Annotated in this window: 13 protein-coding genes; 5 read left to right on the top strand and 8 right to left on the bottom strand. The window is 63.2% G+C overall.

The window, feature by feature from the left end:
• The first annotated feature begins 10 nt into the window (after nucleotides 1-10).
• Nucleotides 11-1,543, top strand: a complete 1,533-nt coding sequence (locus tag AXW67_RS01025; protein WP_245315333.1) for an efflux transporter outer membrane subunit — start codon at nucleotides 11-13, stop codon at nucleotides 1,541-1,543.
• A 34-nt stretch (nucleotides 1,544-1,577) separates the two neighbouring features.
• On the opposite strand, the gene AXW67_RS01020 is transcribed toward AXW67_RS01025, so the two are convergent.
• Nucleotides 1,578-1,850: a hypothetical protein gene (locus AXW67_RS01020; protein ID WP_063675935.1), complete on the bottom strand. Its 273-nt coding sequence runs from the start codon at nucleotides 1,848-1,850 to the stop codon at nucleotides 1,578-1,580.
• Between the two features lie 96 nt (nucleotides 1,851-1,946).
• Between AXW67_RS01020 and AXW67_RS01015 the strand changes: the two genes are divergently transcribed.
• Both AXW67_RS01015 and AXW67_RS01010 read left to right on the top strand, forming a co-directional pair.
• Nucleotides 1,947-2,252 (top strand): hypothetical protein, encoded by a 306-nt coding sequence (locus AXW67_RS01015; RefSeq protein ID WP_145927338.1) that lies wholly within the window; start codon nucleotides 1,947-1,949, stop codon nucleotides 2,250-2,252.
• 25 nt (nucleotides 2,253-2,277) lie between these two features.
• Nucleotides 2,278-2,595: a hypothetical protein gene (locus tag AXW67_RS01010; RefSeq protein ID WP_063675931.1), complete on the top strand. Its 318-nt coding sequence runs from the start codon at nucleotides 2,278-2,280 to the stop codon at nucleotides 2,593-2,595.
• A gap of 232 nt (nucleotides 2,596-2,827) precedes the next feature.
• Here the strand turns inward: AXW67_RS01010 and AXW67_RS01005 are convergent, their stop codons facing one another.
• From AXW67_RS01005 to AXW67_RS00975, 7 genes are all read right to left on the bottom strand, one after another.
• Nucleotides 2,828-6,154, bottom strand: a complete 3,327-nt coding sequence (locus AXW67_RS01005) for an adenylate/guanylate cyclase domain-containing protein (protein ID WP_063675929.1) — start codon at nucleotides 6,152-6,154, stop codon at nucleotides 2,828-2,830.
• Nucleotides 6,155-6,700: 546 nt separating this feature from the next.
• Entirely contained in the window at nucleotides 6,701-7,642 is a 942-nt protein-coding gene (locus AXW67_RS39985) for a TorF family putative porin (RefSeq protein WP_161491207.1), read from the bottom strand.
• A gap of 5 nt (nucleotides 7,643-7,647) precedes the next feature.
• Nucleotides 7,648-8,346: a VIT1/CCC1 transporter family protein gene (locus AXW67_RS00995; RefSeq protein WP_082907711.1), complete on the bottom strand. Its 699-nt coding sequence runs from the start codon at nucleotides 8,344-8,346 to the stop codon at nucleotides 7,648-7,650.
• Between the two features lie 380 nt (nucleotides 8,347-8,726).
• Nucleotides 8,727-9,815: a TRAP transporter substrate-binding protein gene (locus AXW67_RS00990; protein WP_027555882.1), complete on the bottom strand. Its 1,089-nt coding sequence runs from the start codon at nucleotides 9,813-9,815 to the stop codon at nucleotides 8,727-8,729.
• A 179-nt stretch (nucleotides 9,816-9,994) separates the two neighbouring features.
• Entirely contained in the window at nucleotides 9,995-11,083 is a 1,089-nt protein-coding gene (locus AXW67_RS00985) for a TRAP transporter substrate-binding protein (protein WP_027555883.1), read from the bottom strand.
• Nucleotides 11,084-11,309: 226 nt separating this feature from the next.
• On the bottom strand, nucleotides 11,310-12,443 hold the full coding sequence (locus AXW67_RS00980; RefSeq protein WP_063675925.1) for an Mrp/NBP35 family ATP-binding protein: 1,134 nt from the start codon (nucleotides 12,441-12,443) through the stop codon (nucleotides 11,310-11,312).
• 54 nt (nucleotides 12,444-12,497) lie between these two features.
• Nucleotides 12,498-12,935 carry a VOC family protein gene (locus AXW67_RS00975; protein ID WP_063675923.1) on the bottom strand — a complete coding sequence of 146 codons (438 nt, stop codon included), beginning with the start codon at nucleotides 12,933-12,935 and terminating at the stop codon, nucleotides 12,498-12,500.
• 195 nt (nucleotides 12,936-13,130) lie between these two features.
• On the opposite strand from AXW67_RS00975, the gene AXW67_RS00970 reads away from it, so the two are divergent.
• Complete coding sequence (locus AXW67_RS00970) at nucleotides 13,131-14,000, top strand: NAD(P)-dependent oxidoreductase (protein ID WP_027555886.1); 870 nt, start codon at nucleotides 13,131-13,133, stop codon at nucleotides 13,998-14,000.
• 22 nt (nucleotides 14,001-14,022) lie between these two features.
• Nucleotides 14,023-15,162, top strand: a 1,140-nt coding sequence (nhaD, locus tag AXW67_RS00965; RefSeq protein ID WP_245315331.1) for a sodium:proton antiporter NhaD, incomplete at its 3' end; no start/stop codon positions are given.

Below are 15,162 nucleotides of genomic sequence, written 5' to 3'. Positions count from 1 at the left end.
CGTGACAGCCATGACCCGCCTCGCACGAGCGCTCGCAACCGGCGGCGCAAGCCTTTGGCTCGCGAGCTGCGCCGTGGGTCCGAATTTCACCCCGCCGCCTGCGCCCGATGTCTCCCGCTACACGCCGGAGCCGACGGCCTCGCCACGCACCGATGCCGACGGGCCGCGCGTGCCGCGGCAACGTTTCGTGGACGGTGCCGATATCCCGACGCGCTGGTGGGCGGCGTTCCGGTCCACGCCCCTCAACGAGCTGATCCGCCTGTCAGTCCAGCACAATCCTAGCCTGCAGTCGGCCGAGGCGTCGATCAGAATCGCGCAATACAACGCGCTGGCCCAGCGCGGGCTTTTCTTTCCGCAGATCGGCGCAAATTACACGCCCTCCCAACAACAAATATCCGGCGCCTCGAGTTCGGGCCCAGGTGGCCAGTCCCCGTCGGTATTTTCGCTCCATACCGCGCAATTGAACGTCAGTTTCGTGCCGGATATTTGGGGCCAGAACATTCGCGCCGTCGAGAGTCTCGACGCAATATCCGAGCAGCAAGTGTTCCAGCTCGAGGCGGCCTACCTCACGCTGATTGCCAACGTCGTCACCGCGGCGATCCAGGAAGCATCACTTCGCGGCCAGATTGCCGCGATCCAGCGCGTTGTGAAGATTGAACGCGGTATCCTGGAGATCGTGAAGAACCAGTTCAACGCAGGCAGTGCCTCCCAGGTCGACGTGCTGGCGCAGGAGGCCGCTCTGGCCCAGTCCGAGCAGCTCCTGCCGCCGCTCCAAAAGCAGCTCGCCGTTCAGCGCGACCTCCTGACCGCGCTCGCCGGGCAATTCTCCGCGGACGAAATCCTACAAAAGTTTACGCTCGACGGGCTGGCGCTACCCGCAAATCTGCCGGTGAGCCTGCCGAGCAAGGTGATAAGCAAGCGTCCTGATGTCAGGGCCGCCGAGGCGCTGCTGCACTCGACGAACGCCCTAGTCGGTGTGTCGGTCGCGGCGCGGCTGCCCAACGTAACGATTACCGGAAATGCAGGAGCCACCGGCTTCAACCTGGCCGAGTTGTTCACGCCAGGGACCAGCTTCTATGTCATCGCGGCGAGCATGACGCAGCCAGTTTTCGATGGGTTGACGCTTTACCACAAGCAGAAGGCCGCAGAGGCCGCGGTGGACCAAGCGGACGCACTCTATCGCCAGGCCGTCATCACGGCGATGCAGAACGTCGCCGACGCTTTGCGCAGTTTGCAGGCGGACGCGCGTGCCTTGCAAGCTGCGGTCAAGGCCGAACTCGCCGCGAAGGCAAGTCTCGACATCATTCAGAAGCAGCTCGTTCTCGGGCAGGTCAATCAGGTGGTCGTGCTCAATGCCCAGCAAGTATATCTGAACGCTGCGGTCGTCCGCGTTCAGGCGCAAGCGACGCGCCTCTCGGACACCGCCGCCCTGTTCATGGCGCTCGGCGGCGGTTGGCGGGCCCATTGCACGACGCCCGTCTGGCGCGACTGCGTGCTGACGGACGCCCCGCCCACGACCGTTCAGGTGAGCGAGGCCAAATGACGAAGACACGCCGCCAGCCGATCAAGCGAGGCGCTTACCAGATGACCGCGGCGCACAACAGCGCGAGCGGCAGGACGGCGAGCCCGATCGGGACCCATTTGCGCATCTCAGCCGGGCTTTTGGGATATTGGAAGATCTGGAAGGCAATGAAGCCGCCAACGGCCACGCCCAACACGAAGCGAAACATATCGGATGGGGTGTCGTATGCGGACCACAGGCTTTCGGTCTGGGGAGAAGCGACACGGACGGTGACCACAATCACCACCAGGAGAAAGAGCGTCCGCAGAATCAGACCGAGAATCCGCATATGTGTCATCCAGCGCCCGGAGAATCTTAACACAAAGCGGCCAGGAAAGTCATCTTTCTCGCGGCCCCGGCCCCTCGTTCGGACGGAACGCCCGCTATGACATGCATTGATAAAATAGCCGTCACATTTGCCCTCGTGATTTTGTCGGCTGTCGCGGTCAACGCCGCGACGCCACCGCGCTGTCACGCAGAGGTCATTTCCTCCGAGGAACTCCCCTATGCGCCGCCTGGATATTGGCTGCTCAAGGCGACGGTGCGGGTGACCTATCCACACGGGCCGACGGTCGTCTCGACCTTCGCCAAAAACTCGCCGTGGCACATGGTCTTGCGCCGGGGCGACGCGTTCTGGTTCGATTGCGAGCGCCTCAAAGACGCCTGGCTCGTCTCGCTGGCACCAGGCTGATAGCGCCACGCCCTGGGAGCTGACCATGCCAAATCTGTTGTTCGGGGTCGTTCAAGTGGCGCTGCTGGCGGCGGCCAGCCCGGCCCCGCCCGCCGCCGGTCGCGGCGATCAGCCCCCGATCGCACAAGTGCGGATAGTGTGCGATCAGAACTGCGACTGCTGGCAGACGAACTATCGCGAACGCCGGCCGATCCTTGCCGGTCATGACGATCTGGCCTGTCCAGCACAGAGACCCGATCGCCCGCCATACGGCTATTACAACGGCCACTACCGCAGCGGACCGGCCACCGGCCTTGGATTTTTCAGCCGGTACCCGGTCCGGGAATTCTCGTTCCCGTTCTGACGAAAACGGCCGGCCTCGCAGCCTCAGCAATAAGCCAAAACAAGCTGGCCGCGGCATTTGGAAGAGCCGTTATGTCGAGCCTTGGCCACATCGGGTTTGCGTCCGCGTCCGGACTGCCCGGATGACTCGACGCGCTTCCGGAGCCCATACGAGGCTGTTCGAAAACGGCAATAGTTTCGGGATTGCGCAAGGACCGAAAGCACCCATCCCGCGGCGAAAGACATGAATCAACTCAGGCCAGCTGTTCCAGCAGCGCCCTGGCCTTCCTCAAGACCGGCGTGTCGAAGCCTTCGGTGAACGAGCGATACCGCAGTGCGAGGAGATCGTGAGCTTCCGTGCACTTGCCTTGGTCACGCCACAGGCAAGCGAGCCTGGTCGCAGCGCGCAGCCCTAACGTCTTCGCGCTCTGACGCTCCGCCACAGCGAGCGCTCGATGATAATGCTGCTCTGCCGCGGCCTGGTCGCCCCGCGTATTCATCATGTCGCCTCGAAGTCGATGCAACTCGACCTCACCGGACCGCTCTTGGGTCATCTCGATGAGCTGCGCGGCCTCAACAAGGCATTGCTGGCCCTCCTGCAGATGCCCGACCTTGGCGTGAGCCTCGGCGAGAAAGCAGAGCGCGCGTGGCGTGTGCACCACAGCTCCTACACCACGAAGCACCGAGAGCCCCCTCGCGAGCAGCGCGAGGCCGTCCTGCACCTGTCCTAGTGTTGTCAATGAACGACCATGCTGAAGAAGTCCGAGGCCCAACCAGAGCGGAAAGCCATGCTCGTTCGAGAGAGCCACCAATTCCTCCGCATGCCGTAATGCGTCATGCGGCAAGCCGGCGGCCGCCTCCACCGCACACACCTTGCTCAACACAAAGGCCACCGTGAACGGATGGTCGAGCGAACGGGCTTCTGATAACGCCTCGTCCGCGCGCGCGTGTCCCTGATCGATGTCGCCCAGAAGCGCCAACGTCACCGCCAAGTGACCCTGGCTCGCCGCGCGCGGATCGGCCACCGCTATGGCGGCGCAAATCGCGCGAGCGGCCGGATCTCTCAAGCCATCGCACAGCTCGAGAAGGCCGCGCGCTGTCACAAACTCCCCGCGATAGTGGCAACTGGCGCCGTGGATATAGTGACCCAGCAGCAGCGTGGCTTGATCTTTTCTTGTCTCGCCCAATTTCTCCATCTGCTCGGCAAGCGACACCGCCAGCTCGTGCTCGGCGCGAACCGAATGGAAGCCCCATTGGAAATAGAGCAGCGGAGCGAGACGATCCGTTCGATCGAACCGCTCAGCGAGCGCCCGCGCCCTGACAAGGGTATCGGCCACCGCCGGCGCCGAATACCCCCTGGCCGCCATCAGGGCCCGCCCCAGGGTAATCTGCAGGTCGAGCTCGTGCTGCACCGGCCGCGACTCCTCGGGCATGTTCGCAAGCAATTCGAGACCCTTCTGCAACTGCGCCACCGCTTCCGTCATCGCCGATCGCGCGACCGCCTGCTGGCCGGCCTTGAGCCGGTAGCCGACCGCCTTCTCGTTGAAACCAGCCTCGGCACAATGGTGGGCCATGAGTTGGGGCTGTGCAGCCACGATTTCAGGGAACTGACTTTCTAGCGTCGTCGCGACGCGAGCATGGATCTGCTGGCGTCGACCGCGCAGCATGGTGCTATAGGCTGCGTCCAGCACCAGCGCGTGCTTGAAGGTGTACTCTGCATCAGGCGGGGTTCCCCGCTGGAAGACCAATTCGGCGCTTACGAGCTGCGCCAAGGCCCCGTCCACCTGTTGCTGCGGCACGGCTGCGACGGCGCTGATCAACTCATGCGAGAACGACCGCCCAAGGGCGGCTCCGATCTGCGCCATCTCGCGCACGGGCGCCAAGCGATCGAGCCGTGCCAGGAGTGAGGCGTGGAGCGAGGTAGGGATCGCAAGCCGAGGCACGGGCCCCCTCGCATCAAAGCGGTCGCCAGCGTCGGCCAGCATGCCGCTCTCGATCACCGCCTTGGTCATTTCTTCGATGAACAGCGGTATGCCATCGGTCCGATCGATGATTCCTTCGACGATCTCCTGGGGCAACGCCTTGCCGCCGGTCACCCGCATGATCATCTCGGCGCGCTGTCGATGCTGCAGCCGGCTGAGACTGATCAATGTCACGTGCGAGCGCCCGATCCAGGCTGGCGCGAACTCTGGCCGGAAAGTGATGATCAGCAAGACCCGGAGGGTGGCCACGCGATCGACGATGCGATCCAACAGGTCGAGCGAGGTGGGGTCGATCCAGTGCACATCCTCGAACACCATCAGCACGGGCCGGCGCGCCGCCAGTCCCTCGAGCTGGGCCAGGAGGACCCCGAGCGTCTTCTCCTTGCGTTTCTGAGGGGTGAGACTGAGAGGTGGATAGCTTTTGCCGATCGGCACGGACAGCAGGTCCGCGATCAGAGGGACGGCCTCGCTGAGGTCGGCGTTTGCCTCCGCAAGCAACGCTTCGAGCTTGCCCAACCGTTGCTGGTCCGTATCGTCGCGCCGGAATTCCGCCGCCCGCTCGAGCTGTGAGATGGTCGGGAAAAGCGCGCTGTCCTGATGGTGCGGCGAGCAGAAACGGCGCAATCGGATATGTGGATCATAGCTGAGCCGCTCCAGCACGGTCTCGGCGAGGCGCGATTTGCCGATGCCGGGCTCGCCCGATATCAGCACGACCGAGCCATCGCCGCGTTTTGTCTGCTGCCAGCGGCGCATCAGCAGCTCGATCTCTTCATCGCGGCCGAGCAGTGGCGTTCTGGCTACGCGCAGGGCCTCGAAGCGGCTATCGACCGCGTTCGCACCGATGACTCGCCAGACCGGCACCGGGTCGCTGAAGCCTGTGATGGACACGCTCCCGAGAGCGAGATACTCGAAGAGTCCACCGATCAGGCGGCGGGTGCTGCCGTCGATGATCATCGTATCCGGCTCGGCCAGCGCCTGCAGCCGCGCGGCCAGATTGGGGGTCTGACCAATCACCCCATGTTCCTGCGATGCGCCATCCCCGATGAGATCACCGACGATCACCAAGCCAGTGGCAACGCCAACTCGCACTCGCAATCTTGCCGACGGGCCGACATCGAGTCCTGCCACTGCCGCAACCAATGCTAGTCCGGCACATACCGCGCGCTCAGCATCGTCTTCATCGGCCCGCGGATAGCCGAAATATGCGAGCACGCCGTCGCCCATGAATCTGGCAACGAACCCGCCAGATTTCTCGATTTGCTCGGCACAGCAGCGGTGGTACTTGCCAATGATTTCCCGCAAGTCTTCAGCGTCGAGCTTGGTCGAGAGCGCTGTCGAGCCAACAAGATCGGCGAACATCACCGTGAGTTGACGTCTCTCGGCCGCGGTCCAAGGAGTACGCACGGATCTCGGCCCGGTCTCAGCCAACTCCGCAATCGCGCGCAACATCTTCTTGCGATGGCCGAGCGAGACACCGATTTTTTCGAGGTCATAGTCGGTCAGATCGCGCAGAACGCTTGAATCAATGTCGTTCTCGGCAAAGCGCTGCGCGTATTGCCCCAGGCCAAGGATGTTGAGCCAGTCCGCAATCTGCTGCATTGGCGCCCTCGACTGTCTGATTGACGGCCAGCCGAATATCGGACTGCAGCAAAGTAACGTTATCTTTCCAGCATAGCATGCTTTAGTTCGCGGCGTTCGGCCGCGGCAGGCCCCCGATCTTTGCCAAAATGGTGCAACAGTACAGGCGCCCGCTACTAAGCCGCGAGTGGCACGCTCAGAGCAACTCGATTTGCCGTATGCGCCCGATTTCGGCGGCAGGGAGCGTTGCGGCTTTTGATCGAGGCTGGTTCATATGCCGGCGCCAAAATGCTGTGCGACGTCCGCTTCTGTGAGCAATTGGCTGATCGAACTGGCTCTCTGTGAAGTCATGAGGCCGTGGACAACGACCATGCCTTGCACAGCGCGCTTTGAACTTCATCAATATCGAAGCTCACCGTCACCCCGAACATCGGCACCGAGGCGCAAATTCGGATTATACGATTGTCGACCTTTGCCACTGTTTTGCCCGACGTGTCAAATGCCGTTGTAGCTCGTGGGGCGTAGAGCGAAGCGAAACCAGTCGCTCGGCAGCGCCGCCACTCAGAACTAGTTAAGCGCAAACCAGGCCTTGGCAACAAACGTCGCGCCGCACCAGTTCGAGACCAGGCCGTCAGGGTTGGTGACGAGATTAACGCGGCCACCCGGCCGAGCGTTTGGATCGCCCGTAAAGACAAAGCAGTTTTCCTTCGACAGATTGGTGTCGTAGTAGCGCAGATCGAGGTTGAACGCCTCGTGGGTGAAGGTCACGCCCGCCTGCCAATTGAGATAGCCAGGTAGCGGGAAGCCGCCGAGTTGCGCGGCCTGATTGCCGAACCAGGAATAGCCGGCGGCAGCCGTGAACGATACGGCCAGGTTCTGCGGCAACAGGTGGCCGGGCACATCGTAGCCGACGCCAGCCGCGGCGTATTGGCTCCAGGCGCCAGTGTTCGAGACATTAGGAGAATAGGCGAAGCCGGCCGCGACACGGATATGTTCGCCGATGCGACGATCGCCGCGAACAACCGCCTCCCAATAGTTGATGCCATTGGTCTCGCCGGGAAGCCTTTCACCCGGATAGGCGAAATAGGTGACGCCAAGATCGAAATCGATGTTTGCGATCTTCGGGCGGATACCGCCGGCAAAGGTAAACTCCGCGGCTGGCTCGGTCGGTAGCTTGACGGTGGCCACCGTAGTTCCGGCGTATAGCGGACCAAATCTTGTTTCGAAGGCGGCGCCGGCCGCGGGCCCATGATCGGAAAGCGTGATCCCGCGATAGATGTAGTCGGATGCAACGCCCGCGCGGGCGCTGAATTCGAGCCCGTTTGCCGAGGTTTGACCGTTTGTGTCGGCCCCTGACCATCCGCGATTGCCAAGACCAATCGCACTGCCTGGACCTGGGGGATTGGCTTGCGCCAGAGCGCCGGTTATTGGTGCAAGCCACAACCCGACCAACGCAGCGCATGAGGCATCGCGTAGCCGCCGAACCGATGCAACGCCCTGCCGCCTCACTGTCGCTATCCTCCAAGAGCTACCGCTACTCCAACGAGCGCACCACCAACAGCGACCATCGCAAGACCAGCCGCCCAAGGCCGCAGCCCGCTTTGAATTCCAAACACGTAGCCGCAGCAGAACAGCATCACGATAGCGACGGCGTAGGAGGCGCGCAGCGCCACTCTGGCGTCGCTCAGAAACAGAAACGGGATGACCACCGGGAAGGTCGAAAGGAAGCTTAGCAAGCAAAGGCCCAACGCTCCAATCCAATCGCGCTTCGTCAGTCCTGGGCCGTGGGACGGCTCGGGCAACTGCCGTAATTTCTGCCGCATCAATTCCAATTGCTGCGCAGACAGAAACGCCACCAATTCTGGTGCCAGTGTGCCAGCGATGACGCGGCGCGCCGTCTCGGAATCCGGGGCCCGCCGCACCGCGTGGAGCGTTCGAATCTTCTCTCCCCGACTGTTGATCCGGCCCAACAGATAAAGACCGCCATCAACGATGCCCCAGGCCAGGTTGCAGCCGAGCGCACCGATCAGCATGGTCTGAAGATTGATATTGGCCCCCGTTGCGATTCCGAGCGAGCAGATAAAGGTGAGAGCCATGATCAGGCCGAACAAGGTCTCCGAGATCCGCTCCATCGGATCCAGCACGCTACCGAACAGAGAATCTGAAGCTTCTGCCATCTTGGTCACAAACCCCATGGCCTCCTGCACATTCATCGACAAACCGGTACGGGGGTTTTCGCGCAGGTCCGAACCTTGTCAATTTGAGATAGATCAATCTATCGGCCCATCGGGCTGGGACCCAGTCGCTCGGCGGGGCCGGCCCTGAACGACGATGGTGCTCATGCGCTGGTCATCCCGCTCGAGCTCTCGAAATCCGATGCGGCCCCCGGTTGCGCGATGATCGCCTTGTCCGGCTGATTTGCCCCGAGGTGTCAAACTGTTGGCAGCATCCACAGGGCGCGCGCCCTCCCTCCTCGTCTACTTTGCATGGGGTTGTTTTCCACATTTTTGGTGGGAGCCCCTTCCAGAACGCTGCGGCGGCAACGCCCCGGAGCCTTCGCTCCAGGGCTCTGCATGCGAGAGATCGCGCGCGATCAGCTCTGCGAGTGACGCGCCATGAAGATGTCGTAGCCGACTTCGGCGACCTGGAACCAGGCATAGCCGTCGCTCGAGAACTTGTTCAAGGACTCGTAGACCTTCTTGAAGTTGGGATTGGTCGCGCTGACCTCGCTGTGCAGCTCCTTGGCCGCCTTGTAGCAGGCGTCCATGATCGGCGGCGAGAAGGCGTGCAGCTTGGTGTTGTTGGCGAGCAGCTTCTTCAGCGCCAGCGGATTGGCCTGGTCGTAGCGTGCCATCATGTAATTGTTGGCGTAGTGCCCGGCCTGCTCCAGCACGCTTTGATAATACTTCGGCAGCGCGTTCCACTTGTCGAGGTTGACGAAGGCCAGCAGCATCGGCCCGCCTTCCCACCAGCCGGGATAGTAGTAGTGCGGCGCGATCTTGTAGAAGCCGAGCTTCTCGTCGTCATAGGGGCCAACCCATTCGGCGGCGTCGATGGTGCCCTTCTCCAGCGCCGGATAGATGTCGCCGCCGGCGAGCTGCTGCGGCACCACGCCGAGCTTCTGCAGGACGCGGCCGGCGAAGCCGCCGATGCGGAATTTCATGCCCCTGAGATCGTCCGGCGTGTTGACCTCTTTCCTGAACCAGCCGCCCATCTGGCAGCCCGTGTTGCCGGCGAGCAGCGAGATCACGTTGTAGCTCTTGTAGAACTCGTTGAGCACCTCGCGGCCGCCGCCCAGCATGTACCAGGCCTGGTTGATGCGCATGTTGGGACCGAACGGCACCGACGAGCCGAAGGTGAAGGTCGGGTCCTTGCCGAAATAGTAATAGGACGCGGTATGGCCGATCTCGCAGGTGGCGTTCTGCACGGCGTCCAGCACCTGGAGGCCCGGCACGATTTCGCCGGCCGCGAAGGTCTGGATCTGGAATTTATTGTCGGTCGCTTCGGCGACCATCTTGCTCATCAGCTCGGCGCCGCCATAGAGCGTGTCGAGCGATTTGGGCCAGCTCGTCGGCATGCGCCATTTGATCTCCGGCATCGATTGCGCGATCGCGGGAGCAGCGAGCGTGGCGGCCCCTGCCGCACCAAGTCCAGTGACCTTGATGAAATCTCTTCTCTTCATGATTTCCTACCCTGATGGATCGTGATTGTGAGCCTTCTTGGTGAGGCTTGGATCACAGGATGGAACAACGCCAAGTCAATTTCCATGACGATTTCCATCCCGATCGCACTGCGGCAAAGAAAAAGCCCGGCCTCGCAAAAACGAGGCCGGGCGTTTCGTCTTACGACTTAAGCTGTAGATCAGCCGCGGGTGCGCGAGCGGATCATGAAGCTGTCGTAGGTGTATTCGGCGACCTGCCACCACAGATATTCGTCCGAGCGGTAGGCCTGCATGGCGTCGATCGACTTCTTGAAGTCGGCGTTCTTGGCCGAGATCTCCGCCCACAATTCGTTGGTCGCCTTGAGGCAGGCTTCGAGCACTTCGTTAGTGAAGGGACGAAGCTGGGTGCCGCCAGCCACCAGGCGCTTCAGCGCCGCCGGGTTCTGCATGTCGTAGCGCGCAGCCATCCAGCTGTTGGCGTTCGCCATCGCGTTGGTGAGGATCGCCTGGTAGTTCTTCGGCAGGCCGTTCCACTTGTCGAGGTTGACGAAGGAGTGGACGGTGGGACCGCCTTCCCAGAAGCCCGGATAGTAGTAGTACTTGGCGACCTTGGCGAAGCCGAGCTTCTCGTCATCGTACGGACCGACCCACTCGGCGGCGTCGATGGTGCCCTTCTCCAGCGCCGGATAGATGTCGCCGCCGGCGAGCTGCTGCGGCACCACGCCGACCTTCTGGAGCACCTGGCCGGCGATGCCGCCGATGCGGAATTTCAGGCCCGAGAGATCGGCAACGGTCTTGATCTCCTTGCGGAACCAACCGCCCATCTGGGTGCCGGTGTTGCCGCAGGGGAAGCCGATCACGTTCGACTTCTTGAAGAACTCGTTGCCGAGCTCCATGCCGCCGCCCTGATACCACCAGGAGTTCTGCTGGCGCGCATTGAGGCCGAACGGCACCGAGGCGTAGATCGCGAAGGTCGGGTCCTTGCCGACATAGTAGTAGGACACGGTGTGGCTCATCTCGACCGTGCCGTTGGAGGTCGCATCGAGCGCCTGGAGGCCGGGGACGACTTCGCCGGCAGCGAACACCTGGATCTGGAATTTGTTGTCGGTCATCTCGGCGACGTATTTCGCCACCTGCTCGGCGCCGCCATAGATGGTGTCGAGCGACTTCGGGAAGCTCGAAGTCAGGCGCCACTTCACCTCGGGCGAGGACTGCGCGATCGCCGGCGAGGCCACTGCGGTCGCCGCCGCGCCTACTGCCGACACTTTCAGGAAATCACGACGCTTCATCTTCAGGTCTCTCCTTGCTGGGGCGTTTTCCCCTCAACTTCTCTTCTTGCCGCCGCCATCTCGGCGATGCGTTCCCTTGGAAATCCGCTTGGAAATCCCCCTGGAAATCGCGTCGAACCGAAGGCGCTTGACTGCCGTCGGCCTTTAACACGGAACCCCCGGTTGCGGAACGCGACATTGGCATGACGGGCCCGTACGAAAGTCGCATGTCCCCTCGCGGACCGGCTCAGGCCACAGCAATGACGCTCTTGAGCTGGTCCCGGACCTGCCCCGCGATGGCGCGGTAGATCGCCGCATGGGGGCCGTCGGGCTCGCTGTCGACCAGCGGATTGCCGGCATCCGATGTTGCGCGAATCGCCATGTGCAGGGGGATCTCGCCCAGGAACGGTACTCCAAGCTTCTCGGCCTCGTGCCGCGCGCCGCCATGGCCGAAGATGTCCGACCTGGTGCCACAATGCGGGCACTGGAAATAGCTCATGTTCTCGACGATGCCGAGCACGGGCACGTTCACTTTCCTGAACATGGCGAGCCCGCGCCGCGCGTCGATCAGGGACAGGTCCTGCGGGGTCGAGATGATGACGGCGCCCTTCAGCGGCACGTTCTGCGCCAGTGTGAGCTGGGCATCGCCCGTGCCCGGCGGCATGTCGACCACGAGAACGTCGAGCGTGCCCCATTCGACGTCGCGCAGCATCTGCGTCACCGCCGACATCACCATCGGACCGCGCCAGATCATCGCGGTCTCTTCCTCCACCAGGAAGCCGATCGACATGATCGCGAGCCCGAAGCGCTTCAGCGGAATCATCTTGCGCTCGGCGTTGAGCTCAGGCTTGTCGCGCAAGCCGGTCAGCCGCGGCATCGAGGGGCCGTAGATGTCGGCATCGAGCAGCCCGACCTTCAGGCCGAGATCGCGCAGCCCCAGAGCCAGATTGAGCGCGGTGGTCGACTTGCCGACGCCGCCCTTGCCGGAGGCCACCGCGATCACGGCGGCGATGCCCGGAATCTCGGATTGCCGCGACATCGGCGAAGTGCCGCCCTGCGGTGGCTTGTGGGCATGGGCCGGCTGCACCCCCGGCGCTCCGCGGCTCGGCGGCGGTGGCGGCGGTGCGCTGCCCGGCTTGCGCTCGGCGGTCAGCGCCACCATGACCGTGGTGACGCCGGGAATGGCGCGCACGGCGGCCTCGGCCTCGGCGCGAACCGGCTCCCAGGCCCGCGCCTCGGCAGCCTCGACGTTGATCGAGAAGAACACCTTGCCGTCGGAGGCGCTGATCGCGCTCAGCACATTGGCATTGGTGAGCGCGACCCCGCGCGGCGATTTGATCCGGCCGAGGCTGTCGAGAACCTGTTGCTGCGTCACGCTCAAAGCGCATCTCCTGAAGTCAAGATGTGCCCCATTAGAGCGGAAACGCCCAAAAGGCTACTGCCTGCCGATATCGTCAGCCATCTCGGCGGGCGCCGCCGTGCCCTTCTCCTTGGCCGCCTCGTAATTCAGCTCGATCATCACCCCGTTGGGGTCGTGGACGAAGATCTGCCAGAGATCACCGCCGGGCACCTGGCGGGACTCGAACTTCATGCCCTTGGCCGTCAGCCGCTGCTTCATGCCATCGAACCCGCGGCTGACGAAGGCGACATGGTGGACAACGCCGGAATCCGGCTTTTGTGGCTCCGCGGTCGGAGAAATATCGACGAGGTGCACCACCGGCCTGCCCTCGCTGTACATCCAGGCCCCCGGAAAGGCGAAATTCGGCCGGGCGCCGTTCTCGAGACCCAGCACGTCCTCATAGAAGCGGACCGTCTCGGCCAGCTTCCGGGTCCGGATGTTGAAATGGTCGAGGACGCCAACACTTACGCCCATGCCTTCGCTCCCTTTTTCAGGTTCTTGTTCTGCCACATTAGCACAGGGGGGCGCCAAACGAAGCCGTTGCCCTCCCGGCGCGAGGGTTTATGGTGCGCCCGATCCGCCTTCCCTGGCGGAACCTAAAGACACGCCGGCTGGCGCCCCTCGCCCGGCAACAACCGTAAAACCCAAACTACGGACAAGGTACCACACATGGCTAAAGTCGCTTTCCTCGGTCTCGGCGTGATGGGCTTCCCCATGGCCGGACACCTCGTGAAAAAAGGGGGCCATGAGGTCACCGTCTACAACCGCACGGCGGCCAAGGCGAAGGACTGGGCTGACAAGTTCGGCGGCAAGACCGCAGCCACCCCGAAGGCCGCCGCCGAAGGGCAGGATTTCGTGATGTGCTGCGTCGGCAACGACAACGATTTGCGCGCGGTCACGATCGGTCCCGACGGCGCCTTCGCCGGCATGAAGAAGGGCGCGATCTTCGTCGACCATACCACCGCCTCCGCCGAGGTCGCGCGCGAGCTCGATGCGGCCGCCGCCAAGGCCGGCTTCAAGTTCGTCGACGCGCCGGTCTCCGGCGGCCAGGCCGGTGCCGAGAACGGCGTGCTGACTGTGATGTGCGGCGGCGCCCAGGACGCCTATTCCGCCGCCGAGCCGGTCATCGCGGCCTATGCGCGGATGTGCAAGCTCTTGGGACCCGCGGGCTCCGGCCAGCTCACCAAGATGGTCAACCAGATCTGCATCGCCGGCCTCGTCCAGGGGCTTTCCGAGGGCATCCACTTCGCCAAGAAGTCCGGCCTCGACGTCGCTTCCGTGATCGAGGTGATCTCCAAGGGCGCCGCGCAGTCCTGGCAGATGGAGAACCGCTACAAGACCATGAACGACGACAAGTACGATTTCGGCTTCGCCGTCGAATGGATGCGCAAGGATCTGTCGATCTGCATCGCGGAGGCCCGCCGCAACGGCGCCAACCTGCCGGTGACCGCGCTGGTCGACCAGTTCTACGCCGAGGTCGAGAAGATGGGCGGCAAGCGCTGGGATACGTCGAGCCTGCTCGCGCGCCTGCAACGCTGATCCCGAACTTACCGGGCCTCTCTTGCTGATCGCGATCGCCGCCATCTTCGTTCTTGCCTACACGGCGATCGCGCTCGAGCATCCTCTCGGGGTCAACAAGAGCGCGACGGCGCTGATCGGCGCCGGACTGCTGTGGGCGGTCTATGCGGCCACCATCGGCGACCACGCCATGGTCGGCCATCAGCTCGACGAATCCGTCGCTTCCACGGCGCAGATCGTGTTCTTCCTGATCGGCGCGATGACCATCGTCGAGGTGATTGACGCTCACGACGGCTTCGAGGTCATCACCTCCCGCATCAGCACCTCCAGCCAGGTGAAGCTGATGTGGCTGGTCGGCTTCGTGACGTTCTTCCTCAGCGCCATCCTGGACAATCTGACGACCACGATCGTGATGGTCTCGCTGATCCAGCGGCTCATCGCCAAGCGTGACGACCGCCTGCTGTTCGCCTCGCTCATCGTCATCGCCGCCAACGCCGGCGGCGCATGGACCGTGATCGGCGACGTCACCACGACCATGCTGTGGATCGGCGGACAGGTCTCGCCGCTGAACATCATGGCCGCGGTGTTCCTGCCCTCGCTGGTCAACCTGCTCGTGCCGCTCGCGATCATCAGCCTTGCAGTGAAGGGCAAGACCATCGCGCCGCCGCCGAGGGAGGACCGGCTTCAAGGCGCCAGCCTGTTCGAACGAAACCTGATGTTCTATCTCGGGCTCGGCACGCTGATCGCCGTCCCCGCTTTCAAGACGCTCACGCATCTGCCGCCCTTCATGGGCGTGCTGCTCGGGCTCGGCATCGTCTGGCTGGTCGGCGAAATCGTTCATCGCCGCAAGGACGAGCATGTGCGCCAGCCGCTGACGCTGGCGCATGCGCTGACGCGGATCGACATGAGCTCGATCGTGTTCTTCGTCGGCATCCTGCTCGCAGTCGCCTGCCTCGAACACGCCGGCCTCTTGACGATGCTGGCCAGATGGCTGGAGACGACGATCGGCCGCCAGGACATCATCGTGGTCCTGCTCGGGCTTTTGAGCGCCGTCGTCGACAACGTGCCGCTGGTGGCAGCGACCATGGGCATGTACGACCTCGGGCACTACCCGCCCGACAGCTTCATCTGGGAGTTCATCGCGTATTGCGCCGGCACCGGCGGCTCGATCCTGATCATCGGC

This window comes from Bradyrhizobium neotropicale, assembly GCF_001641695.1.
Taxonomy (GTDB): domain Bacteria; phylum Pseudomonadota; class Alphaproteobacteria; order Rhizobiales; family Xanthobacteraceae; genus Bradyrhizobium; species Bradyrhizobium neotropicale.
Note: the sequence above shows the minus strand (reverse complement) of the source record. Positions and strands in the feature narration are given on the sequence as shown.

What these genes read in the sequence shown, in the direction of transcription:
- AXW67_RS01025 (WP_245315333.1), top strand. Translation starts at nt 11, where the DNA reads ATGACCCGCCTCGCACGAGCGCTCGCAACCGGCGGCGCAAGCCTTTGG.
- AXW67_RS01015 (WP_145927338.1), top strand. Translation starts at nt 1,947, where the DNA reads ATGACATGCATTGATAAAATAGCCGTCACATTTGCCCTCGTGATTTTG.
- AXW67_RS00995 (WP_082907711.1), bottom strand. Translation starts at nt 8,346, where the DNA reads ATGAATGTGCAGGAGGCCATGGGGTTTGTGACCAAGATGGCAGAAGCT.
- AXW67_RS00970 (WP_027555886.1), top strand. Translation starts at nt 13,131, where the DNA reads ATGGCTAAAGTCGCTTTCCTCGGTCTCGGCGTGATGGGCTTCCCCATG.
- AXW67_RS00985 (WP_027555883.1), bottom strand. Translation starts at nt 11,083, where the DNA reads ATGAAGCGTCGTGATTTCCTGAAAGTGTCGGCAGTAGGCGCGGCGGCG.
- AXW67_RS01005 (WP_063675929.1), bottom strand. Translation starts at nt 6,154, where the DNA reads ATGCAGCAGATTGCGGACTGGCTCAACATCCTTGGCCTGGGGCAATAC.
- AXW67_RS00975 (WP_063675923.1), bottom strand. Translation starts at nt 12,935, where the DNA reads ATGGGCGTAAGTGTTGGCGTCCTCGACCATTTCAACATCCGGACCCGG.
- AXW67_RS01020 (WP_063675935.1), bottom strand. Translation starts at nt 1,850, where the DNA reads ATGCGGATTCTCGGTCTGATTCTGCGGACGCTCTTTCTCCTGGTGGTG.
- AXW67_RS01010 (WP_063675931.1), top strand. Translation starts at nt 2,278, where the DNA reads ATGCCAAATCTGTTGTTCGGGGTCGTTCAAGTGGCGCTGCTGGCGGCG.
- AXW67_RS00990 (WP_027555882.1), bottom strand. Translation starts at nt 9,815, where the DNA reads ATGAAGAGAAGAGATTTCATCAAGGTCACTGGACTTGGTGCGGCAGGG.